Source organism: Nonomuraea sp. NPDC048826 (assembly GCF_043198225.1).
Taxonomy (GTDB): domain Bacteria; phylum Actinomycetota; class Actinomycetes; order Streptosporangiales; family Streptosporangiaceae; genus Nonomuraea.
Window position 1 is genome coordinate 183,266 of record NZ_JBICUQ010000011.1, and the last position, 22,292, is coordinate 205,557.

The window sequence follows — 22,292 nt, forward strand, 5'->3', positions numbered from 1 at the left end:
GATTATGGACCGGACGGACTGGACACATCTCCGTAGCCGATCTCCCCCGCGGGCCGCACCTCGTTGGCGAGCGTGCCGACGCCCTCGATGACGATCTCCACCCGGTCACCGGGCAGCAGCGTGAAGTCCGGCCCGGGGACCATGCAGGTGCCGGTCGACAGCACCACGCCCCGGGGGTGGCGCTCGGCCCTGAACAGGTAGCTCACCAGCTCGTCGAGGCGGCGGTGGAGCTGGCCGGTGCTCGCCCGGTCGGACCAGGCGACGCGGCCGTCGCGGGTGATGGTTACGGACATGGCCAGGGCGTACGGGTCGGGCACCTCCCAGGCGGGGCGGATGCCGGGGCCGAGCGCGGTCGCTCCCGCGTACATCTTGGCCTGCGGCAGGTAGAGCGGGTTGTCGCCCTCGATCGACCGGCTGCTGACGTCGTCGCAGACCGTGTAGCCGGCGATCTCGCCGCTCGCGGTGACCACCACGGCCAGCTCGGGCTCGGGGACGTCCCAGGTGGAGTCCTCGCGCACGCCGATCGTCTCGCCGTCGCCGCGCACCCGCCAGCCCACTGACTTGAAGAACAGCTCGGGCCGCTCGGCGTCGTAGACCCGCTGGTAGATGTCGGGTTCGGTGCTCTCCTCGACCCGGGCCTCGCGGGAGCGGCGGTAGGTGACGCCGGCCGCCCACACCTCGGTGCCCGGGTCGACGGGGGCGGCGGGGGTGACCGGGTCGACCGGTTCGGCGGCGCGGGTGAGGGTGTCGCGGAAGTGATCGAGGTCGGCCGAGAGCGCGTCGCCGAGGGAGAACCCGGCGGGCAGGGCCCGGTCGCCGTCCTCGGCGCGAACCACCCAGCGGGGCGAGTGAGCGGACCTGACGAGGTGCATGTGTGCCCTTCTGCCGGATTGCCGGGGGTGACCAGCCTAAGACATCCGATGAAAGTTTCAACGGTTTCGCCAGGCAGACGCGGCGGCCGGTTCGGCGCGCTTGACGCGGGGGCCGGTTCTCGCTGATCTGTTCTCTAGGAAAGCGCTTTCCTCTCGGATGGGAGCAGACAGTGAGATCCGTTGCCCGAGCCCGGCGGTGCCTGCTCACCGTCCTGGCCACCCTGGTCATGGCGCTGGCGGGCGTCCTCGTCGCGCTGCCGCCGCCCGCGAGCGCCGCCACCGTGGACACCGGCGCCTGGTACGTCCTGGTCAACCGGCACAGCGGCAAAGCACTCGACCTGTACGAGCTGGCCACCCACGACGGCGCCCCCATCGTCCAATGGGCCCGCAACGACGGCAACCAGCAGCAATGGCAGTTCGTCAGCTCAGGCGACGGCTACTACCGGCTCAAGTCCCGCCACAGCGGCAAAGTCCTCGACCTCTACGCATGGAACGCCGACGGCGGCGCCCAGATCGTCCAATGGGCCGACACCAACGGCTGGAACCAGCAGTTCCGCCTCGCCGACTCCGACGGCGGCCACGTCCGCCTGATCAACCGCCACAGCGGCAAAGCCCTGGAGACCTGGGAATGGTCCACCGCCGACGGCGCCCGCATCTCCCAGTGGGACGACCTCAACGGCGCCAACCAGCAATGGCGACTCGTCAAAATGGGCGGCGGCGGGTCCGCCGACTGCGGCAGCGGCGGCTACAACGCCGAGGCCGTGCTCAGCGGCAGCACCTGGACGGCCAGGAACGGCGGCACCACCCTCTACACCGGCAGCAGCATGATCGAGGCCATGCGCCGCGCCGTCGGCAGCCTCACCGCCGGCCGCACGTCGAAGCAGAAGGTGGTCGTCCGCGGCTCCGGCGGCATGAACGCCAACCAGTCGCTCGACCTGCCCAGCTACACCACGCTCGAAGTGTGCGGCACGATCAACGTGTCCGGCACGATCAGCGCCAACAACGCCGTCGTGCGGGCCCAGAACGTCACCGACGTCGAGGTCACCCGGCTCGCCGTGACGGGCAACCCGTACTTCGCGGTCTTCGTGCGCAACGGCACCAACATCACCTTCGGCCAGCTCGACCTGCGGCTCGGCGCCAACGGGCTGGGCGTGCGCATCGACAACCACGCCAACAGGAACGTCCGCACCAGGAACGTCCGCATCGACAGCGTGTACGCCTCCGGCGGCGGCAGCCACGGCGTGGAGACGTACGGCGTCGACGGCATCACCATCGGCACCGTCACCGCGCGCAACACCGGCGAGTCCGGCCTGCTGCTCAACGACACGATCAACGCCAGCATCGGCACCGTCGACGCGGAGGGCGCGGGCACCGGCACCGGGTACGCGGCCTTCCGGATGGCCAACCGCAACGGCCGCATCGGCAGCTCCTACCCGACCAACATCCGCGTCGGCACCGTCAAGGCGCGCGGCGGCGGCCGGGGCGTCTTCTGCGTGTCGGAGAGCGGCGGCGCGGTGATCGACCGCGTGGACATCGCGCAGACCGGCAGCAACTCGATCCTCATCGAGAACTGCTACAACGTCACGATCGCCGCCCAGAGCGGCACCGTGAACGGCTCCGACATCCGCATCGCGGCCCGCAGCGAGTTCCCCGTGACCTCCGACATCACGCTGCAGAACCTGACGCTGACGAACTCGGCGATCAACGAGAACCCGTGCGGGAACAACATCGTCATCCGTGCCATCACCCTGGTGAACTCGCGGATCAACCGCTGCTGAGGTTTTCCGCAGGCAAGCGTGCGGCCCGCCTCATCCTCCGGGGCGGGCCGCGCTCCCTAGCGTGAGCGTCATGATCCTGACGAAGACCGTGGCGCTCACGCTCGCCCTGACCACCACCGCCGCCACCCCGGCGAACGACGCGCTGAAGAAGCAGCTCGACCGGCTGGTCGAGGCCAAGGCGGTGACGGCCGCGCTGGTGCTGGTCCGGGAGGACGGGCGCGACCGGGTCCTGGCCGCCGGGGTGCGGGACGTGCGGGCGAAGGCCCCCGCCGACCCCCGCGGGTACTTCAGGGCCGGCAGCGTGACCAAGACGTTCGTGGCCGCGGTGCTGCTGCAGCTCGCCGACGAGGGCAAGCTCGCGCTCGACGACCGCGTGGAACGCCACCTGCCCGGGGCGCTGCCCGAGGGCAGCCAGGTCACCGTCCGCCGGCTCCTCGACCACACCAGCGGCATCTTCGACTACGCGGGCGCCGGCATCCCCGGCTGGTCGGCCAGGGACTACCGCCCGCGCGAGTCGCTGTACGACCAGACGCCGCAGGAGCTGCTGGCCGTCGGGCTGTCGAAGAAGCCGTACTTCGAGCCCGGCCGTGGCTGGCGCTACTCCAACACCAACTACGTGGTCGCCGCCCTGCTGATCGAGAAGCTCACCGGCAGGCCGTACGCCGAGGAGATCGGCCGGCGCATCCTGCGTCCGCTCGGCCTGCGTCACACCCTGTTCCCCGGCCATCGCAAGGACCTGCCCCGGCCGCACGCCCGCGGGTACGCCGCCTACCGCGGCACGATGGTGGACGCCACCCGGATGAACCCGTCGCTGGAGTACGGCGCCGGCGAGGTGGTCTCGACCACGAAGGACCTGGCCACGTTCTTCGACGCGCTGCTGGGCGGCAAGCTGGTCAGCGAGCAGGCGCTCAAGCAGATGCGCACGCTCCGGGACGCCGGCGGCGGCATGGGCTACGGGCTCGGCCTGCAGGCGTTCCCGCTGCCGTGCGGCGGCAAGGTGTACGGCCACAGCGGCGGCACGTTCGGCTATCTGACGTACGCGCTCCGGTCCGACTCGGGCCGCACCCTGGTCCTGTCGGCGAACCCGTACACCGGGGAGATCCCGCGGAGCGCCCTGGCCGAGGCGCTGGGCACGGTCTTCTGCCCGTAGCGCCGATGACTTCGCCCGCGCCGCCTGGTCCGCATCGGGGTAAGGTCCGATCGCGGGAGGAACCCATGGCGAAGATGCTCTACTCGGTGACCATGTCGTTGGACGGCTTCATCGCCGGCCCGGGCGGCGACATGTCCTGGCTGACCGAGCACCTCGGGCCCAACCCGACCGTCGACGACCTGCTCCCCCGCATCGGCGCCCTCCTCGTGGGCAACCGCTCCTTCCGGGGCGACGACCCGTACAAGGGCACCGAGCAGGAGGGCGAGGCGTTCGGCGGAGGCTGGAGCGGTCCCCAGTTCGTCCTCACCCACAACCCGCCGGCCGTCCCCGTGCCGGGCGTCGTCTTCGTGACGGACCTGCCCACGGCCATCACCGAGGCGAAGGCGGCGGCGGGCGACAAGTACGTCAACATCATCGGCGCCGACGTGGCCCGCCAGTGCCTCGCCGCGGGCGCGCTCGACGAGATCCTCACCTGCGTCGCCCCGGTCATGCTCGGCGACGGCGTCCGCCTCTTCGACCACCCGGGCGGCGCCGACGTCAAGCTCGAACGCCTCGGCGTGACGCAGGTCCCCCAGGCCACCAACCTCTGGATGCGCGTCCTGTGAAGTACGTCGACCTCGACGCGTCGATGACCCTGCCCAGCGGCGAGGTCATCGACGGCGTCATCAGCCCGCGCGTTCGCCGGCTGCGTGGCGGTCATGGAGCAGGGGAGATCGTGAGCCGGGGCCGGCGCGCCCAGGTGACCCAGCGCCAGAGCCATTCGAGGGGGCCCTGGCGATAACGCCGCAGCCAGAGGGCGGAGAACACCCACTGGGCCACCAGGATGACGCCCGCGGTGCCGAATGCCGTCTCGTAGGACGAGGCGATCGGCAGGCCGAGCACGTGCGCGGCGCCCAGGACGAGCACCGTGGAGGTCAGGTAGTTCGTCAGCGCCATCCGGCCCAGCGGCGCGAAGGCCACCCGCAGCACCGGCCGCAGCGGCGTCCTGAGCAGGACCAGCAGGGCGCACCCGACCACGCCGGCGACCAGCAGGTCGGCCATGCCGGACGCGAAGGACGGGCTCGTCCCGGTCCGCGCCCACAGCGCGACCGCCGTCCCCGCCGCCAGGGCCAGGCCCAGCAGGAGCGGCACCCACGTGGACCGCTCGATCCGCTCGACCACCCCGTACCGGACCAGCGCCGACCCGAGCAGGAACAGCCCGGCGACCAGCAACGGCCCGCCCATGCCCAAGGCCAGGGCGCCCGGGATGAGAACGGCGGCGAGCCCGGCCACGACCCACCGCGGCAGCCGGCTCGTGGGCAGCAGGACCAGCAGGCCGACGACGGCGTACACGGCCAGGATCTCGCCCGGCCACAGCAGCCGGTGCAGGAGCCCGATCACCAGCAGCGCCCCCAACCGGCGCAGCAGCACCAGCCACGGACGGCCGCCGCGGCTCCCGGCGGCATCGAGCAGCAGCGAGAACCCGATGCCGAACAGCACCGAGAAGATCGGCACCCCGAGCCACGGGTCCCACTCGCCTAAAGGCTGCACCGCCACGGCGCTGTCACCGCCGGCGATCAACTGGATGTTGGCGAGCAGGATCTCGCAGAGGGTGAACCCGCGCAGCACGTCGAGCGCGATGATGCGCGGCCGGGCGGGCGCGTCTTCCGTCAGGGGGACCACTTCGTGTGCCATGGGGCCTCATCCTGATGATCAGCCCCGGGGACGGCCCCGGCCGAAAGCAGGGTTCACGCCATCCCCGCTCGTCCTTTCGGCCGGTTCACCGGGTGACGGGCGCCGGGCGGGGAAATCTGGGGGTTTCCTCCCCATGCCCCCGCGGATCCGGCCTCTCGATACTGGCCGCGTGAGCGAGCAGTGGTGGCGGGCGGCCCTGACCCCGGCCGAGCAGGCCGGAGAAGTCCCGTCGTGGGTGGCCAGGGTGCGGACGACGCGCGAGTGCGAGTCCCCCGCCGAGGATCTCACCGCTGTGGTCCGGCCGCTCGCGGAGCAGGCGGGGGACGACCTGATTCGGCTCATCCCCGGAGGACGCGACGGCGAAGAACTAGACGTGGCTGCGATCCGAGCAGGATTCGTCGGTCAGGTCGCGCGCACGTTGGCCGGTCTGGCCGCACGGGTGCTGGTGTTCGAGCTGAACGTCACGCGGGTGCGCGGACGCCTGTCCGGGGACTCGCCCGCCGACCGGTTCCGCGGGTTCGTCGCGGACACGCGGCGGAACCTGCCGGCGCTGCTGCGGGAGTATCCGGTCCTGGGCAGGGTGCTGGGGCAGGCGTGCGAGCACGCGGTGGACGCCGGGGCGGAGCTGCTGAGCAGGTTCGCCGCCGACCGGGCGGAGCTGGGCGAGCTGCTGGGCGCGGCCCCGGGGAAGCTGGTGGGGTTCGCCGCCGTGGGTGACCCGCACCTGCGTGGCCGTACGGTCTCCGTCCTGGCGTTCGCGGACGGCGCGAAGGTGGTCTACCGGCCCCGGCCGGTCCAGGCGCACCTGCACTTCAACGCGGTGGTGGACTGGCTCAACGAGCGGGTGCCAGGACTCGGGCTCGGCACCGTACGGGCGCTCGCCAAGGAGGGGTACGGCTGGGCGGAGTTCGTCGAACCGGCACCCTGTACGCGGCAGGAGCAGGTCAGCCGGTTCTACCGCCGGCAGGGCGCGCTGCTGGCCCTCCTCAACGTGCTGAACGGCACCGACATCCACCACGAGAACCTGATCGCCCGCGCCGACCAGCCGCTCATCGTGGATCTGGAGACCTTGCTGCATCCCGGCGGCCTGGCGGGACCCCCGGTCGCGGACCCGGCGATGGAGGTGCTCCGCGACTCGGTGCGGCGGACGGCGCTGCTGCCCCAGTTCGTGGTGGGTGACCGGGGCGCGCTGGACGTCTCCGGGTTGGGCGGCGACAAGGAGGAGATCGCGCCCTTCTCCGCCGTCGCCTGGGAGGACGCGGGCACGGACACGATGCGCCTGGTGCGCCGGAGCCGCCGCTTCGCCGGCGCGGCCAACCGGCCCGTGCTGGCCGGCGCCGACGCCGATCCCCACGCGTACGCGCAGAGCCTGGTCCAGGGCTTCCAGAGCGCCTACCGCGCCATCGCCGCGGGCCGTGATGAGCTGCTCGGGACGCTGCGGCGCTTCGCGCGCGACCAGGTCCGCGTGGTGGTGCGGCAGAGCCGGGTCTACGCCGAGCTGCTCGACGAGTCGACGCACCCGGACGTGATGCGCCGGGCGCGGGCCAGGGACGAGGTGTTCCACCTGCTGGCCACCATGTCGGACGGCGATCCGGTGCTGACGGCCGCGGTGCCGTACGAGGTCTCGGCGCTCTGGGCCGGTGACATCCCCCTGTTCCGCACCCGGGGCGACTCGCTGGAGTTGTTCGGCCGCGACGAGGGCCGGCCGGTGATCTCCCTGGCGGAGAGCGGGCTGGACGCCGTGGCCAGGAAGGTCGCCGCGATGGGGCCCGCCGACCTGGCGGACCAGGAATGGATCATCAGGGCGTCCCTGGCCGCGCGCGTCACGGGTGAGCACCATCCGGCGCCCGTCGCCGCCCCGTCGCCGCCCGCGCCCGCGCCTCCCCATCCGGAGCTGCTGCTGGCCGCCGCCCGCGACATCGCCGAACAGCTCTGCGCCGACCTGCACAGCGACGGCAGGCGGGTCAACTGGCTCGGCCTGGAGCCCGTCGGCCGGGGCCGCTGGGAGATCATGCCGCTGGGCGGAGGGCTGGCGACCGGGTACACCGGGGTCGCCCTGTTCCTCGCCCAGGCGAGCCACGCCACCGGAGTCACGAAATATCGGGACGTGGCGGTGAAGGCGGTCGCCGGGCTCCCCCAACTGCTGCACACCCTGGCCGCGCACCCTGACCTGGCCGTGGCGGTGGGGCTCGGCGGGTTCAGCGGCCTGGGCGGCATCGCCTACGCGCTCACCCGGCTGTCGGCCCTGCTGGACGACCCCGGGCTCACGACCTGCCTGTCGCAGACCCTGGACCTCGTGGACACCGGCCTCACCGGCCGGGCTCCGCTCGACGTGCACGACGGACTGGCCGGATGCCTGGCCGCCCTGCTCACCGTGCACCGGGCGACCGGGCTGGCGCGGGCCAGGACGTCGGCCGACCGCTGCGCCGAGGTGCTCGCCGCCCGGTCGACGGAAGAAGGGCTGCCCGCCGGGTTCGCCTTCGGGAGCTCCGGTGTCGGCTGGGCGCTGTGCCGCGCCGGTCACGACGATCTCGGCCTGCGGCTGCTCGCCGAAGGCAGGGCCGGAGCGCGTGGCCTGTCATGGTGCCGGGGCGTGCCCGGCGCCCTGCTCGCCTACGCCGACGCCGGGCAGGAAGGCGGGCACGACGTCCTGGCCGGGATCGGCGACGCCCGCCCGCAGGTCACCCACGACCTGTGCCACGGCGAGCTGGGCCGGATCGAGCTCCTGACCACCCTGGCCGGCCGGGGCGACCCGAGAGCCAGGGTCCTCATGAACCGTCATGCCGGCTTCCTGCTCGCCTCGCTGGACAGGTTCGGCCCCCGGTGCGGCACACCCGACCAGGTCGCCACGCCGGGCCTGCTGGCCGGCCTGGCCGGCATCGGCCACGGCCTGCTGCGCCTCGCCGACCCCGGCCGGATCCCGGCCCTGCTGCTCCTCCGCTAGTCATCCATCCATCACCCTCAAGGAGAACCATGACCGACCACTCGTGGGACGACGGTCACCCCGCAGACACGATCGTGATCAGGACCTCCGCGATCACCACGGCCAGCCGCCCGTGGATCCTGGCCGGTCTGGTCGCGGACGCCCCGGCCGAGCCGCCGCCCGCCCTGGTGGGGGTGCCGGGCTGCGGGCACGCCCCGCTGATCATCACCAGTTGCACCTGGGCAGCGTGACCCGCTGCCGTGGAAGCCTAGGTCGACGCCATGCGGTTCCGGTCGCCCCTGCTCATCGGCCGCGAACAGGAGAGCGCGCTGCTCGGGCCGCTGGTGCGGGCCGCGGGGCAGGGGCGCGGCGGAGCCGTCTTCCTCATCGGGGACGCCGGGATCGGCAAGTCCAGACTGGTGGCCGACTGCACCTACCAGGCGATGGACGACGGCATGGTGGTGCTGCGCGGCAGAGGAAGCGGCTCCAGCCGGGGCGTCTCCTGCAAGCCGCTGAAGGAGGCCCTGTTCTCCTTCGCCAGGACCCACGGGCCGCCCGACGACCCCGCACTCGCCCCGTACCTGCCCGCCCTGACCACCCTGCTCCCGGAGTGGCGCACCACGCCGGGGACGACGGAGCACCTCGAATCGCTGATCGTGCTGTCCGAGGCCGTGCTCCGCCTGCTGATCGCGATCGGCAGGGAAAGCGGCTGCGTGCTGGTCCTGGAGGACCTGCACGACGCCGACACCGAGACCCTGGCCGTGGTGGAGTATCTCGCCGACAACCTGCGCGGCTTCCCCGTCCTGCTGCTGGCCGATCTCCGCGGGCACAGCAGCCCGGCCCGCAGGCTCGCCGACGACTGCGCCCGCCGGCGGGCCGCCACCCTGGTCGAGCTCGGGCCGCTGACCGGCGACCACCTCGGCGACCTGGCCGCCGCCTGCCTCGACAGCACGCCGGCCGACCTGCCGCCCGGCCTCCTGCGCCACCTGGAGCGCACCTCGGACGGCAATCCCTTCGTCATCGAGGAACTGCTCAGCGCGATGGCGGGCACCGGCGTCCTGCTGCTGGAGGACGGCCGGTGGCGGCTCACCAGCGACCCGGCCAAGCAGGTGCCCGACACGCTGGTCGAGAGCATCGCGGTACGCGCCGAGCAGATCGGTCCGGACGGGCTGGAGATCCTCCGCGCCGCGGCGATCTTCGGGCGGCGCTTCCCCGTCCTGCCGCTGCGGGAGATCGCCGGCCTGTCCGACCGGGACATGCTGGCCTTCCTGCGCGCCGGGGTGGCCGCCCAGTTGATCACGCCCGACGAGTCCGCGACCGACTGGTACGCCTTCCGCCACGCGCTCACCGCCGAAGCGTTGATCGTCGGCCTGATCCCCACCGAGCGCGCCATGATCGCCCACCGGGCGGTGGCGGCCGTCACCCGGCTGGAGCCCGGCCTGCCCGGCGAGTGGACCCAGGTGGTGGCCTCGCTCCATCTGGCGGCCGGCGAGCAGAACGAGGCGGGCCGCCTGCTGGCCGACGCAGGGCTGCGGCTGCTGGAGAGCGGGGCTGCGGGTTCGGCGATCAGCCTGCTGGAGAACGCCTATGCGCTGCTGCGTACCGACTGCCCGAAGCTCCGGGCGAAGGTCCTGGCGTCGCTGCTGTACGCACTGTCCGAGGGCGGCCAGGCAGAACGGGCCTTCGCCCTGGCCGACGAGCTGCCCGAGGTGGACGGCCCGGTGACCCCGGCGGGCGACCGGATCGCCCTGCGCCTCCGGCTGGCCTGGATCGCCGCGGAGACCGGGCGGCTCGCGGAGGGCCTGGCCCATGTGTCGGCGGCGCGGGAGCTGTTGTCGATCCACCACGACCAGGCGCACTCCACCGCCCTGGACGTGGTCGAGGCCCAGCTGCTCATGCGCGACAGCGGCAGGGAGCCGGAGAAGCTGGCGCGGCGGGCGGCGGAGACGGCCGAGCGCCTGCCCCTGCCCGAGGTGGCCTGCCAGGCGTGGGAGCTGCTGTCCTTCCTGGTCCGGCCGCGTGGCCTGACCGAGGCCGACGCGTGCCTGGGCAAGGTGGCCGCCATCGCCGAGGAGCACGGGCTGGTGCTGTGGAAGATCCGGGCGCTGGTGCGGCTGGCCGTCAACGGGAGCCTGCGCGACGGCGGCACCTCCCGTCTGGAGCAGGCGTTACGCCAAGCCGTGGCGGCCGGCGCGGTCACCTCGGTGCACACCGCCCAGGCGACGCTGGCGATGCTGCTCGCGCTGCGCGGTGACTACCCCGAGGCCGAGGCCCTGGCCGCGTCCTGCGCCGAGACCGGCATCCGGCTCGGCCACGCCGACTACACCCAGTACGTGCTGCTCACCCGTGCCACGGCCGCCGCCCACCGGGGCAGGCGCAAGGAGATGGACCGGGCGCTGGCCGAGTTCCGGCGGTGGGGAGGCGAGGAGGGCGAGTACGTGGCCCTCTCGCACGGCCTGTGCCAGGCGGTCTGCGCCCTGCTGGAGGAGGATCGGGAACGTGCCGTGCGACACCTGGACCGGGCCAGGGCATGGGAGCGGGCGCATCCGGGCGTCTACTCGCTGACCGGCCGGTTCGGACTGGCCGTGCTGCTCGACGCGCTCGCCGGCCGTACGCGAGGAGAGGACGAGCGCGGGAGCGCGGCCGCCACGCTGCTGTGGAACCGGCACTTCCTGCTGCTGGCCGAGGCGGTGGCGCTGGGCCGGTCCGGGCGGGGGGCCGAGGCGCGAGCCGTCGTCGAGCGGGCCCGTGAGGCGGCCAGGCCGTACGCGATGGCGGCCAACCTGGGCCTGCGGCTGGTCGCCGAGGCGGCGCTGGCCGACGGCTGGGGCGACGCGCCCGCCTGGCTGCGTACGGCGGAGGAGTACTTCCACCGGGCCGGCGTCTCCGCGGTCACCGGCGCCTGCCGCACCCTGCTGCGCCGGACCGGGGCCGGCGTGACCCACCGCCGCAACGGCCACGAGCGCATCCCGGAGTCCCTGCGGCGCCTCGGGGTGACGGTGCGGGAGTACGAGGTCTTCGTCCTCCTGGCGGAACGGCGGGGCAACGTGGATCTCGCCAAACGGCTGTTCATCTCGCCGCGGACCGCCGAGAAGCACGTGGCCAGTCTGCTCCTCAAGACGGGCCGCCCCGACCGCACCGCCCTGTGTGACCTGGCCGCCGAGCTGTCCCTCTGAAGTTTCTGGGGGCGTTCACCCCACCCGGACGCTGAGATATCGGGTAGCGGCCCCCCATGTCGCCTCACCCGCCCGGCGGCACAGTGGCCAGCGTGATGGAGTTCCGACTGCTCGGCGCCGTGGAGGCGTTCCACGACGGGCGACGCATCGGGCTGGGGCCGCGCAAGCAGCGCCTGACCCTGGCCGTCCTGGCGCTGGAGGCGAACCGCCCGGTCCCGGTGGCCCGCCTGGTCGCGCTCAACTGGCCGGAGTCGCCCCCTCGCACCGCCGAGCACGCGATCCGCGTGGCGGTCTCCCGGCTGCGCTCGGCCTTCGGCGGCGTCCCCGAGGTGGAACTGCTCTCCCAGGGGCCGGCCTACGTGCTGCGTACCGACCCGCTGCACATCGACGTGCACCGCTTCCGCGACCTGCTGCGGCGGGCGCGCGCCGCCTCCGACGACCGGGCCGGGCTGGGCCTGCTGGAGGCGGCGCTGAGCCTGTGGCGCGGCCCTGTGCTGGCCGGGGCGGCCCCGCCCGAGGTGCAGGAACGCCTCGGCGAGGGCCTGGAGGAGGCCAGGCTCTCGGCCGTGGAGGACCGCGTCGACACCGAGCTGCGTCTGGGCCGCCATCGCGCCCTGCTGGAGGAGCTGACCGCGCTGACGCGCACGCATCCCTTCCGCGAGCGGCTGACCTGCCAGCTCATGACGGCCCTGTACCGCGGCGGGCAGACCCATGCGGCTCTGGAGGTGGCGCGCAGGGCACGGCGACGCCTGGCGGACGAGCTGGGCATCGACCCGTGTCCGGAGTTCCGTGACCTGGAGATGCTCATCCTCCGCAACGAGCCGGCCCCGCCCGACAGGCCGCCCGACAGGCCGGCGCCCGCGCAGCTCCCCCCTGCCGTCCTCCCCTTCACCGGCCGCTCCGCCGAGCTGCGCCTGCTGGACGAGCTGGCGGAGGAGCTCCCGCCACCGGGGGCCGTCGCCATCGTCGGTCCGCCCGGGATCGGCAAGACCGCCCTGGCGGTGCACTGGGCGCACCGGGTCCGCGACCGCTTCCCTGACGGGCAGCTCTACATCGACCTGCACGCGTACGGATCCCGCGGCGCGCTCCCCCGCCTGCTGCGTTCCCTCGGGGCCGACGACACGTCCATGACGACGGACGAGGCCGCGGCGCTCTATCGCACCCTGCTGGCCGACCGGCGGATGCTGGTCGTGCTCGACAACGCCGTCACCTCCGAGCAGGTCAGGCCGCTCCTGCCCGGCGCCGGCGGCAGCCTCACCCTGGCCACCAGCCGGCGGCGGCTGAGCGGGCTGATCGCCCTGGACGGCGCCCGGCCGCTGCGCCTGCGGCCGCTGGACCCCGGCGAGGCCCACGACCTGCTGGCGCGGCTGCTCGGCCAGGAGCGGATGCGCGCCGAGGCCGCGGTCGCCGCCCGGCTGGCCGAGCTCTGCGACCACCTGCCCGCCGCGCTGCGCCTGGCGGCCGCCGACCTCGCCGCGGGACGGGCCATCGCCGACGTCGTGGCCGGCCTCGAAGGGCGGGACGACCTCGTACCGCACGCCGCCCCACCGGTCAGGCCGCCGGAGCGGCGCAAGCTCGGCCTGGCCGGGGTGCACTGTAACCGGACTATGAGGCGACTCTGAAGCCCCGGGACGACGATGCCCGCATGACGGGTACGCCGACCACCCAGACGTTCCGGATCGCCCACGCGTCACGCGGAGCGGGTGTGGACTCCTCGCGGCTCGCGCTGCCGTGCGCGATCACCCGCGAGTGGGCGTGGGGCTCGTCCAGAGGTGCCCGCGTCAGGGTCTGCCTGATCGACAGCGGCGTCGACACGGCGCATCCGGGTCTGGGCGGGCCGGTCACCGCGCTCACCGTCGCCGACAGGCCGGACGACGACGGCAGGCGCTACCGGATCGTCCCGGACGAGTCCGGGGACCAGGCCGGTCACGGCACCGCCTGCGCGGGCGTGATCCGCGCCATGGCCCCGGACTGCGAGCTCACCAGCGTTCGGGTGCTCGGCAGCGGCCTGCGGGGCAGCGGCGAGGCGCTGCTGAGCGCGCTGGAGTGGGCCGTCGAGGACGGCTTCCACCTGGTCAACCTGAGCCTGTCCACCCGTCGTACCGAGCACAAGGAAGCCCTGCACGACCTGGTCGACCGGGCCTACTTCGCCGGGGTCACCATCGTCGCGTCCGCGCACAACCGGCCGGTGCGCAGCTATCCGTGGAACTTCACCAGCGTCATCTCGGTGGGCTCGCACAGCATGGCGGAGAGCGAGTACGTCGAGGTCAACCCCGACCCCCCCGTCGAGTTCTTCGCCCGCGGCGTGGCGGTGGAGGTCCCGCAGCCGGGCGGCGGCAGGTCGCGCCTGTCCGGCAACAGCTTCGCCACCCCGCACGTCACCGGCATGTGCGCCCGCGTCCTGGGGCGCCATCCCGGCCTGCCCACCGGCCAGCTCAAGTACGTGCTGGCCGCGATCGCCGACAACCGGATCTGAGGAGACGACATGGGTCTGGAGACACCCGACTCCCTGACCGCCTCGCTGGGGCGGGTGCTGCTGCCCCGTGCGCACACCGAGCTGATGAGGTCGACGGTACGGCTGGCCCGGCTGACCTTCTCGGCCGGCGCCGCCTCGGTCTTCCTCCATGACGAGCAGCGCGACCGGCTCGTCTTCGAGGCCTCGTCGGGTGAGGGCGAGGACCGCCTGGTGGGCCAGGCCATCCCCGCCGGGCGCGGGCTCGCGGGCTGGGTCTTCCAGACGGGGGAGACCGTGGTGTGCGACGTCCGCGACGACCCCCGCTTCGACCGGGACTTCGCCCGCAGCACCGGGTACGTGCCCGACACGCTGATGGCCGCGCCCCTGGAGCTGGACGAGCGGGTCATCGGCGTGATGCAGGTGCTCGATCCCGCGCTCGGCCGCTTCGGCGAGCTGGCCGCGATCGACCTGCTCACCGAGCTGGCCAACCAGTTGGCGATCACGCTCGCGCTGGTGCTGGTCACGCGCAGGCAGGAGGTCACCTCGCTGCACCGGCTGGAGCACGCGCTCCACCGCGCCGAGGCCCCCAGCGCCGCCGTGGACGAGCTGCTCGACGCGCTCGGCAAGTTCGTGCTCACCAGCTCGGGCCGTACCTAGAGAGGACACCGACCATGTCGTTCGACGCCCTGACCGCCTTGCTGGAGGCGGGCCATCCCCTGGAGTTCCTCACCGACGCGCAGCGCGCCGTCTTCGCCGGCCTGTCCGAGTCCGAGGTGGAACTCCTGAACTCGATCAAGGCCAGGCTGGAGGAGGCCGACGACGACGACGTGGAAGGCCACGAGCTCAAGGTGTTGTGATGTGCCCGAACTGCCGTGCCGAGACCACCCCGCTGGACCGCTTCTGCCGCTCCTGCGGTGCCGGCCTGAACGCCCTTCCCGAACTGCGCAGCCGCAAGAGCGTGGCGGTGCTCTTCATCGACCTGGTCGGCTCGACCGTACTGGCGGAAGGGCTGGATCCGGAGCCGCTGCGAGCCCTGATGGACCGGTACTACCGGGTCTGCACCGAGGCGATCGGCGCGCACGGCGGTGTCATCGAGAAGTTCATCGGCGACGCCGTCATGGCGGTCTTCGGGATGCCGGTGGCGCATGAGGACGACGCCGCGCGGGCGGTGCGGGCGGCCCTGGAGGTCACCGCGGGGGTCCGCGAGCTGGGCGGCGGGCTGGAGGTGCACTCGGGGGTCTTCTCCGGCGAGGTGATCGCCACCGCGCTGCCCACCGGTGACCTGCGGGTCGTGGGCGACGCGGTCAACACGGCCGCCCGGCTGCAGTCGGCCGCCGGCGCCGGGCAGATCCTCGTCGGCAAGAGCGTGGCGCAGGCCGTACGGGATCTCATGGACCTGCGCCCGGTGCCGCCGCTGATGCTGAAGGGCAAGTCCAGGCCGGTGCCCGCGTGGCTGGTCACCGGGGCGAAGGCGACGGTCGAGCGTGATCGGGTGCCCTTCGTCGGCAGGGCCCGCGAGCTCGCCGAGCTCGCGGAGGTCTTCCGCGCTGTGCTGCGCGACCGTGAGTGCCGCGTCGTCACCGTGCTCGGCGTGCCGGGGCTGGGCAAGACCCGGCTGGTACGCGAGTTCCTGTCGTCGTTGCCCAGGGACGAGGCGCGGGTCCTGGTGGGCCACTGCCAGTCGTACGGGAAGGGCATCACCTACCAGCCGGTCGCCGAGCTGTTCCGGGGCCTGCCCGCCGGCGCGGAGCTGGACAGGCGTCTGGCCGTCGACAGCGGCGTGGAGGAGATCGCCTGGGTGGTGCGCCGCCGGCTGGCGGAGCTGGCCGAGGCGCGGCCGCTGATCGTGGTCTGCGAGGACCTGCACTGGGCCGAGCCCACCCTGCTGGACCTCCTGGAGGGGCTGGCGGCCGGCTTGACGGGGCTGCCGGTGCTGCTGATCTGCGTGGCCCGGCCGGAACTCCTGGAGACGCGACCGGGCTGGACCTCCGCGACCACGATCGAGCTGGGCCCGCTGTCCGCCGATCAGCTCGACCTGTTCCTCGCCCACCTCGACGCGGAGGTGCGGGCCCATTCCGTGACCGACGCGCTGGAGCGGGTGGCCGAGACCAGCGGCGGCAACCCGCTGTTCGCCGAGCTCATGATGGACATGCTGGCCGCCGGGGACCAGGACGCCATCCCGCCCACGGTGCAGGCGCTGCTGACCGCCAGGATCGACCGCCTGCCCACCGGCGAGCGCCGGGTGCTGGCCCGTGCCTCCGTCTTCGGCCGCCGCTTCAGCCCCGCAGCCGTGGCCGTGCTGCACGACCCGCCGGAAGAGGTGCCTGACGCACTCCGGCAGGCGTGCCGCCGCCGCCTGGTGGAGCGGGCGGACCGCGACTACCGCTTCGCCCAGGCGCTCACCCGCGAGGTGGTCTACGCGATGACCCCCAAGGCCGAACGCCGGGACTGGCACCTGCGCGTCGCCGACCGGCTCGACGACGTCCACGACGTCGCCTACCACCTCGAAGCCGCCTGCCTGCTGGCCAGGGAGGTCAGCCCGGACGACCCCGGCAACCTCCCGCTGGCCGGGCGGGCGTCCGCGCGGCTGGCCGAGGCGGGCACCCAGGCGCTGGCGCGCAAGGACCTCTCCGCCGCGGTCAACCTGCTCGAACGCGCTCTGCGACTGACGCCGTCGCACCGGCTGCTGGTGATCCGCCTGTGTGACGCGTACGTGCTGCTCGGCCGGCGCGAGGACGCCGCCGCGCTCCTGGACCGGAGCGCGGCCGCCTTCGCCGACGCGCGGGGGCCGGCCGTCGAGCGGCAGCTGCTCGCCCTGCGGGACGGCACCGCGGGCCCCTTCACCGGCCAGGAGCCGGACGAGGGCGACCATCTCGGGTGGTGCCGCATGCGGCAGCTGAGCGCGCTGACCTCGCTCGCCTCCGGCCGGATCGGCGCGGCCGAGGAAGCCATGCGCGCGGCCGTCGGGCACGCCCGTGCGCTGGGCGACGCCTACGAGGAGAAACGGCTGCTCATCGCCAGCTGCGAGCTCGCCCAGTGGTCACCCGCCCACCTCGACGAAGGGCTGGCCCTCTGCGCCGACCTTGCCGGCCGTTTCGCCGCCGATCGGTCGCTCCTGGTCATGGTGCTGTTCACCCGGGCCCGGCTGCTCGCACTCGGCGGCGCGTTCGACGCCGCCCGCGCCCTGCTCGACCAGGCGGGGGAGCACGCCCGTGATCTCGGCCTGCACCTGGCCGGGACCGCGGTGATCCAGACCAGGGCACTGGTCGCCTCGCTGGAAGGCGACCACGCCGCCGCGGCCGCGCTCTACGACGAGGCCGCCAGGACGATCGGCCTCGCGGCGCCCGCCCGCGCCCTGCGGGTGTACGCCGCTCGCGAGCGGTACCACGCCGGGATGCCCCTGACGGAGCTGCCCGCCGGAGGGCTGGAGTTCCGGGCCGAGCTCCTCGCCACCTGCCTGCGCGCCCGCGCGGGCAGCCGCGCGGACGCCGAGGCCGCGCTGGGCATGCTCGACCGTACCGACGACCCGTGCCTGCGCGGCGACGCCCTGGCCGAGCTCGCCCACGTCCACGGCCGGGGGCCCGAGCCCGCTTCCGGACGGGAGCTCGCTCTCGGACGGGAGCTGGCGGAGCGGGCGGTCCGGCTCTACCAGGCGCGCGGCGCCACCGTCCTGGCCGATCGGGTGCGGGCCTGGTTGGGGCGTTGACCTCCCGGCCGTTGGAGTGGCAGCTCGACGATCCGGCCCGGATGCTCGACCTGGGGTCCCCCGTACCGAGGGACCCGGGGACGCCTGCCGTGCCGTGTCCGGTCTTCCTGACCCCGGGGCGCGACCCGGAGACCGACGCGCTGCGGGCAGGTCTGCGACGGCTGGGCATCCCCTCCTTGCGGGCCGGCCTGGGCACCGCCGTCCAGGTGACGGCCGACGGGCCGCGGTTCGACGGGGTGACCCCGACCGTCGTGTGGGTCAGGCGCCTCTCCCCGCGGTCCGCGCCCGCCCACCCGGTGGCGGCGGTCCGGCGCTATCGCGAGGACGCCTGGCGTGCCTTGCTGAGCCAGCTCGACGTCCTGGGCGCCCCCGTGCTCGGCCTCGGTCCCGGCCTGCCGCGCCAGCTGGCCGCCGCCCGGCGGCTCGGGATCAGGACGCCGGAGACGGTGATCACCACCCGGCCGGGGGCCGACGCCGCGCTGCTGCGCTCGCCCCGGGTGGTGGCCAAGGCGCTGGACAGCCACGCCGTCGAGGCCGCCCCCGGCCTGCTCGCCAACGCCTTCGCCCAGGTGCTCCCCCGTGAGGACGCGCTGCGCCTGCCCCGCCAGGCTCCCTTGGTGCTCCAGGAGTACGTGCCGCATGAGGAGGAGTTGCGCGTCTACTACCTGCTGGGCCGGATCCACGGCTTCCGGGTGGTCAAGGATTCGCCCCAGGCGCTCTGGCTCGGCCCGGAGGGCGTGCGCGTGACGTCCCGCCGGGTGCCGGGGGAGGTCATGGCCGCCGTCCAGCGGCTGGCCGAGGTCCTCGGGCTCGGGTACGCCGCATTCGATTTCCTGGTGAGCGGAGGCGAGCCTGTCTTCCTGGAGGCCAACGCCACGGGAGACTGGCGGTGGTTCGAGCGCGGGGCGGGCACCCGGACGATCACCCGGGCCGCGCTCAGGATGCTGGCCGGCCCGGTGCCCTTCCTGGCCGCTATGAGCGGATTGTGAACCGGCTCTGAAGACCCCGTCCGACAGTACTCCTGTGCGACTGACCGAACCCCGAACCGGGCGCTGGGCGCAGTACGGCGTCAAGCCGCGAACGTCCCTGTACGCCGAGCTCGAAACCCTCGCCAGGCAGGCGCTGGCGGACGGCACGGCGAGCGACTTCTTCTTCATGCACAAGGCTCCGGGCCTGCGCATCCGCTTCCAGGGGTCCATCGAGCCCGGCGCCGTGCTGTCCGGCTGGCAGGAAGCGAACCTGATCGAGCGGTGGCGGCCCGGCGTCTACGAGCCGGAGAGCTACCTCTTCGGCGGGGACGCCTCGATGCGCCGGGTGCACCGCGTCTTCACCGCCGACTCGCTGGCCTGGCTGGGCTACCACCGGCTGCCCGCGCCCGGTCCCGCCTGGGCGATGTCCCTGCTGTTGATCCAGTCGCTGCTGGCGACCTTGCGGGTGGTGGGCTGGGAGGACCTCGACGTCTGGGACCGGGTGCGCAGGCACGGACGCGCGCTCCCCGGCGCCGCCGCCGATCCGCGCATCGACGCCCTGGCCGCCGCCCTGCGGGCGGCCTGGCCGTCCAGGGACAGGCTGGCCGCCAAGCTCTCGCCCGAGGCGGTCGAGCTGGCGGAGGAGTTCCACGCGCGGGTCACCGCCGAGGGTCCCCCGTGGTTCGAGGAGTACTTCGAATCCGGCCGGGCTGTCATCGGCCCCCGTGAGGTCGCCGCCTTCCTGATCATCTTCCACTGGAACCGGGCGCGTCTGCCCGCGGCGCGTCAGGCGCTGATCACCGAGGCCCTCCTGGTGCGTGGCACATGAGCGGGCGCCCCGATCGGACCGGCGACGAACGGCCGATGAACGCCCTGCTGCGGATGGCCGGCCTGCCCGTCAGCGCCTGGCTGGCCGGATCGGCGCCGGGCCTGTTCGCGCTGCTGCGCGAGCTGGAGGAGGCCGAGGAGACCTACCGCGAGCAGGCGGCCGCGCTGGCCGAGCGGCTCGGCGGGCTGGTGCCCTGGCTCGCCCTCGCGGACCGCCGCCTGGTGCTGTCGCTGCGGCGCCGCCTCCACCGGGGCGAACGCGTCGACCTCGGCCGGCTGGCCGCGTACGCCGACGTCGACGAGGTGGCCCGGTCCGCGGACCGGGTGCGGGCGCTGGAAGAGCCGGCGCGCCTGCGCGTCGAGACCGAGCACGAGCGGCTGCTGGCCCTGCCCCTGGACCTGGTCGGTCCCGTCCTCCCGGGCAATGACGTCGTCGCCGACATCCGCCGCAGGCTCGACGCGGGCGAGCCGTGGAGCTCCAAACGGCTGCGCAGAAGCAGCGAGTACCTGTGGCGGATGATCGCCAGGGGCTCGGTCAAGACCACCCCGCGGGCCTGGCTCGGTCACGTCGCGCTGCTCCGGCTCGACACGCGGGCCGAGGTGGAGTCGCATGCCGTGGCCGGCCTGTCCGTGGACGACCGGATCGCGTCCGAGTGGACGCAGAACGTGCACGCCCACCGGGCCGGCCTGGCCCTGGCCGGACACCTGGACCCGGACCACCGGATCTCGCTCCCCCCGCTCCACCGGCTGGAGGACGGCAGGCTCACCGTCTGGGCCGTCGACCCGTCCTCACCCACCCCCCGCACGGTGGTCAGCAACGTGCGCCTGGCGCTCGGGCTGGACGAGATAGTCCGGCGGCTGGGCTCCCGCACCCGCACCGTGGCGGAGCTGTCCGGCGTGTCGCCGGACCTCCTCACCAAGCTCGTCCGCCGCGGGGTGCTGGAGGCCTCGGCTCCGCTGAAGCGGCAGCGCCGGCCATGGCGGACGGCCGTGGACCGGGACACCCCCGTCGAGTCCGGGTTCGTCGACGTCTACCGGCGCACGGGCGGAGCGCTCTCCGCCGACCTGGGCGCCCTGCGGCACGCCTACGAGCAGTGCCGCCGCATCTCCGCGCTGATCAGGGCCGACCAGCCGCCCGCCGAGCCCGCCTTCGCCGCCCGCGTGGGCGCACAGCCCCGGCCCGTCCTGGAGGTCTTCGCCGAGGAGGCCACGGCGCGGCTCGGCGAGGACGAACCGGCGCCGCGCAAGGCGAGCAGGTTCGGCTGGCCGCCGGCCCGGCAGGCGGACTCCGGCTACGCCCGGCTGCTCGCCCTGATCGCCTCCGCCGAAGGCCCGGTGACCATCACCGCCGAGACGCTCGACCGCCTCGGCGCGCCGCCGGCCCCGCTCGACTGGCCGGCGGACCTTCTCCTGCGGCCGACGGCGTCGGGCGACTGGGTGCTGGACAACTCCGGCCCGGCCGGGGTGCTGGACGCGCGCTTCGTCGAGGCGCTGCGCTGGCTGCACGGCGACGTTCCCGCGGCCGACGAGCACCGGGCGTTCCTCACCGAGCTGGACCGGGTCACCGGAGTCCCCTCGGTGGAGCTGCTGGTGCCGCCGCTGGCCGAGCGGGCCGCCAACGCGGTGCGCCGCCCCCGGTTCACCAGGCTGTGGACGGGAGACCCGCACGCCGGCTACTACGGCGCCTCCTGGGACGCGGACGGCTTTCTCCCGCTGAGCGAACTCACCGTTCACCGCGCCGACGACGGGCGCGTCGTGATCTCCCACGAGGGCCGTCCGCTGCGCGTCCTCCAGCACGCGACCAGGACCCCGCTGGTGCCGTGGAACGTGCTGACCGCCCTGCTGTGCGCCGACTCCCCGCAGCGCGGCGCGTACTCCCTCCGGCTGGGTCACTCGCTCAGTGCCCATCCCGGGCGGACGTTCGTCCCCCGCATCACGGTGGCCGGCTGCCTGGTGGTCTCCGTCGCCCAGTGGGCGGTCGACGCCGACCGCCTGCCCCTCGGGGACGGCGGAGACCTCGCCGAGCTGCGCGCGCTCGGCAGGCTGCGCGCCGAACTCGGACTCCCCCGCTGGATCTTCGTCTCCGGACCGTACGGCGGGCGGCCGCTCGCCTGCGACCTGGAGAGCGTGCGCGCCCCGCGGGTGCTGGAGCGGGCCCGCAAGAGGCTGGGCGACGGCCCGCGGACGCTCACCTTCGCCGAGATGCTGCCCGCACCCGGCGAGTTCCCCCTCAGGGCCGCGGCCGACCAGGTGGCCGCCGAAATCCTCCTCCGCCTGCCGTTCGGGCTCCCTCCCCAGGAGCCGGCTGCCCGTACGGCCCGAGAAACGGTTCCCGCGCCCTAGCGGAACCGGCCGACCCACGAAAGGAACGCACATGTCCGAGAACCCCAAGAATACCGAGAACACTGAGAACACCGCTCCCGAGCCCAGCCAGGACGAGGTCGAGGAACTCATCGAGGACCTCGAGGTCCACGGCGGCATCATCCAGCCGGGCATCACCGACGACTGCACCAACGACACCTGCGCCTGCACGATCACCTGCTAGGAGACGCCGGAAGGAAGATCGTCATGCCTGAGGATCTCCTCCCTCCCGGCCCGGGCGAGGACGAGGCCGAAGAGCTCATCGAGGAGCTCGAGGTCCACGCCATCCCGATCGCGCAGGACTCGGTCGAGGCGGCCCACGGCCTCACCGGCTGCCGCACCGCCGGCTGCGTCCCGTAGCCGGAACCCCACAGAGGCGACGGCGGCGCACTCACCGTGCG

The 22,292-nt window shown here is 73.7% G+C and carries 18 protein-coding genes; 16 read left to right on the plus strand and 2 right to left on the minus strand.

The window, feature by feature from the left end; all coding sequences use genetic code 11:
* Positions 1–2 precede the first annotated feature (2 nt).
* The gene (locus ACGFI7_RS35665; protein WP_393412579.1) at positions 3–872 is read right to left on the minus strand and encodes a fumarylacetoacetate hydrolase family protein; all 870 of its coding nucleotides are present in this window, start codon (positions 870–872) and stop codon (positions 3–5) included.
* 170 nt (positions 873–1,042) lie between these two features.
* On the opposite strand from ACGFI7_RS35665, the gene ACGFI7_RS35670 reads away from it, so the two are divergent.
* The 3 genes from ACGFI7_RS35670 (at position 1,043) to ACGFI7_RS35680 (ending at position 4,405) form a co-directional block, all read left to right on the plus strand.
* Positions 1,043–2,650, plus strand: coding sequence for an RICIN domain-containing protein (locus tag ACGFI7_RS35670; protein ID WP_393412581.1), 1,608 nt, complete (start codon positions 1,043–1,045; stop codon positions 2,648–2,650).
* A gap of 70 nt (positions 2,651–2,720) precedes the next feature.
* Positions 2,721–3,800, plus strand: coding sequence for a serine hydrolase domain-containing protein (locus tag ACGFI7_RS35675; protein ID WP_393412583.1), 1,080 nt, complete (start codon positions 2,721–2,723; stop codon positions 3,798–3,800).
* A gap of 65 nt (positions 3,801–3,865) precedes the next feature.
* Entirely contained in the window at positions 3,866–4,405 is a 540-nt protein-coding gene (locus ACGFI7_RS35680; RefSeq protein ID WP_393412585.1) for a dihydrofolate reductase family protein, read from the plus strand.
* 91 nt (positions 4,406–4,496) lie between these two features.
* Here ACGFI7_RS35680 and ACGFI7_RS35685 read toward each other — a convergent pair whose 3' ends face one another.
* Complete coding sequence (locus ACGFI7_RS35685; RefSeq protein WP_393412587.1) at positions 4,497–5,474, minus strand: DUF418 domain-containing protein; 978 nt, start codon at positions 5,472–5,474, stop codon at positions 4,497–4,499.
* A gap of 169 nt (positions 5,475–5,643) precedes the next feature.
* On the opposite strand from ACGFI7_RS35685, the gene ACGFI7_RS35690 reads away from it, so the two are divergent.
* From ACGFI7_RS35690 to ACGFI7_RS35750, 13 genes are all read left to right on the plus strand, one after another.
* Positions 5,644–8,418 carry a type 2 lanthipeptide synthetase LanM family protein gene (locus tag ACGFI7_RS35690; protein WP_393412589.1) on the plus strand — a complete coding sequence of 925 codons (2,775 nt, stop codon included), beginning with the start codon at positions 5,644–5,646 and terminating at the stop codon, positions 8,416–8,418.
* A 29-nt stretch (positions 8,419–8,447) separates the two neighbouring features.
* Positions 8,448–8,648 (plus strand): hypothetical protein, encoded by a 201-nt coding sequence (locus ACGFI7_RS35695; RefSeq protein ID WP_393412591.1) that lies wholly within the window; start codon positions 8,448–8,450, stop codon positions 8,646–8,648.
* Between the two features lie 30 nt (positions 8,649–8,678).
* Complete coding sequence (locus ACGFI7_RS35700; RefSeq protein ID WP_393412593.1) at positions 8,679–11,573, plus strand: ATP-binding protein; 2,895 nt, start codon at positions 8,679–8,681, stop codon at positions 11,571–11,573.
* A gap of 95 nt (positions 11,574–11,668) precedes the next feature.
* Positions 11,669–13,195: a BTAD domain-containing putative transcriptional regulator gene (locus tag ACGFI7_RS35705; protein ID WP_393412862.1), complete on the plus strand. Its 1,527-nt coding sequence runs from the start codon at positions 11,669–11,671 to the stop codon at positions 13,193–13,195.
* Positions 13,196–13,218: 23 nt separating this feature from the next.
* Entirely contained in the window at positions 13,219–14,049 is an 831-nt protein-coding gene (locus tag ACGFI7_RS35710) for a S8 family serine peptidase (protein WP_393412595.1), read from the plus strand.
* 9 nt (positions 14,050–14,058) lie between these two features.
* A complete protein-coding gene (locus tag ACGFI7_RS35715; RefSeq protein WP_393412597.1) occupies positions 14,059–14,685 on the plus strand; it encodes a GAF domain-containing protein in 627 nt (208 codons plus the stop codon).
* Between the two features lie 14 nt (positions 14,686–14,699).
* The gene (locus ACGFI7_RS35720; RefSeq protein ID WP_393412599.1) at positions 14,700–14,885 is read left to right on the plus strand and encodes an aroma-sacti cluster domain-containing protein; all 186 of its coding nucleotides are present in this window, start codon (positions 14,700–14,702) and stop codon (positions 14,883–14,885) included.
* Positions 14,885–17,734, plus strand: a complete 2,850-nt coding sequence (locus tag ACGFI7_RS35725) for an AAA family ATPase (protein ID WP_393412601.1) — start codon at positions 14,885–14,887, stop codon at positions 17,732–17,734. Before ACGFI7_RS35720 ends, ACGFI7_RS35725 begins: the two co-directional genes overlap by 1 nt.
* Before the next feature lie 89 nt (positions 17,735–17,823).
* Positions 17,824–18,723, plus strand: coding sequence for a RimK family alpha-L-glutamate ligase (locus tag ACGFI7_RS35730; protein WP_393412603.1), 900 nt, complete (start codon positions 17,824–17,826; stop codon positions 18,721–18,723).
* A 34-nt stretch (positions 18,724–18,757) separates the two neighbouring features.
* Positions 18,758–19,531 carry a thiopeptide-type bacteriocin biosynthesis protein gene (locus tag ACGFI7_RS35735; protein WP_393412605.1) on the plus strand — a complete coding sequence of 258 codons (774 nt, stop codon included), beginning with the start codon at positions 18,758–18,760 and terminating at the stop codon, positions 19,529–19,531.
* On the plus strand, positions 19,528–21,873 hold the full coding sequence (locus tag ACGFI7_RS35740) for a hypothetical protein (RefSeq protein WP_393412607.1): 2,346 nt from the start codon (positions 19,528–19,530) through the stop codon (positions 21,871–21,873). Before ACGFI7_RS35735 ends, ACGFI7_RS35740 begins: the two co-directional genes overlap by 4 nt.
* A gap of 31 nt (positions 21,874–21,904) precedes the next feature.
* Positions 21,905–22,075: a hypothetical protein gene (locus tag ACGFI7_RS35745; protein ID WP_393412609.1), complete on the plus strand. Its 171-nt coding sequence runs from the start codon at positions 21,905–21,907 to the stop codon at positions 22,073–22,075.
* Positions 22,076–22,098: 23 nt separating this feature from the next.
* Complete coding sequence (locus ACGFI7_RS35750) at positions 22,099–22,251, plus strand: hypothetical protein (protein ID WP_393412611.1); 153 nt, start codon at positions 22,099–22,101, stop codon at positions 22,249–22,251.
* Positions 22,252–22,292 lie beyond the last annotated feature (41 nt).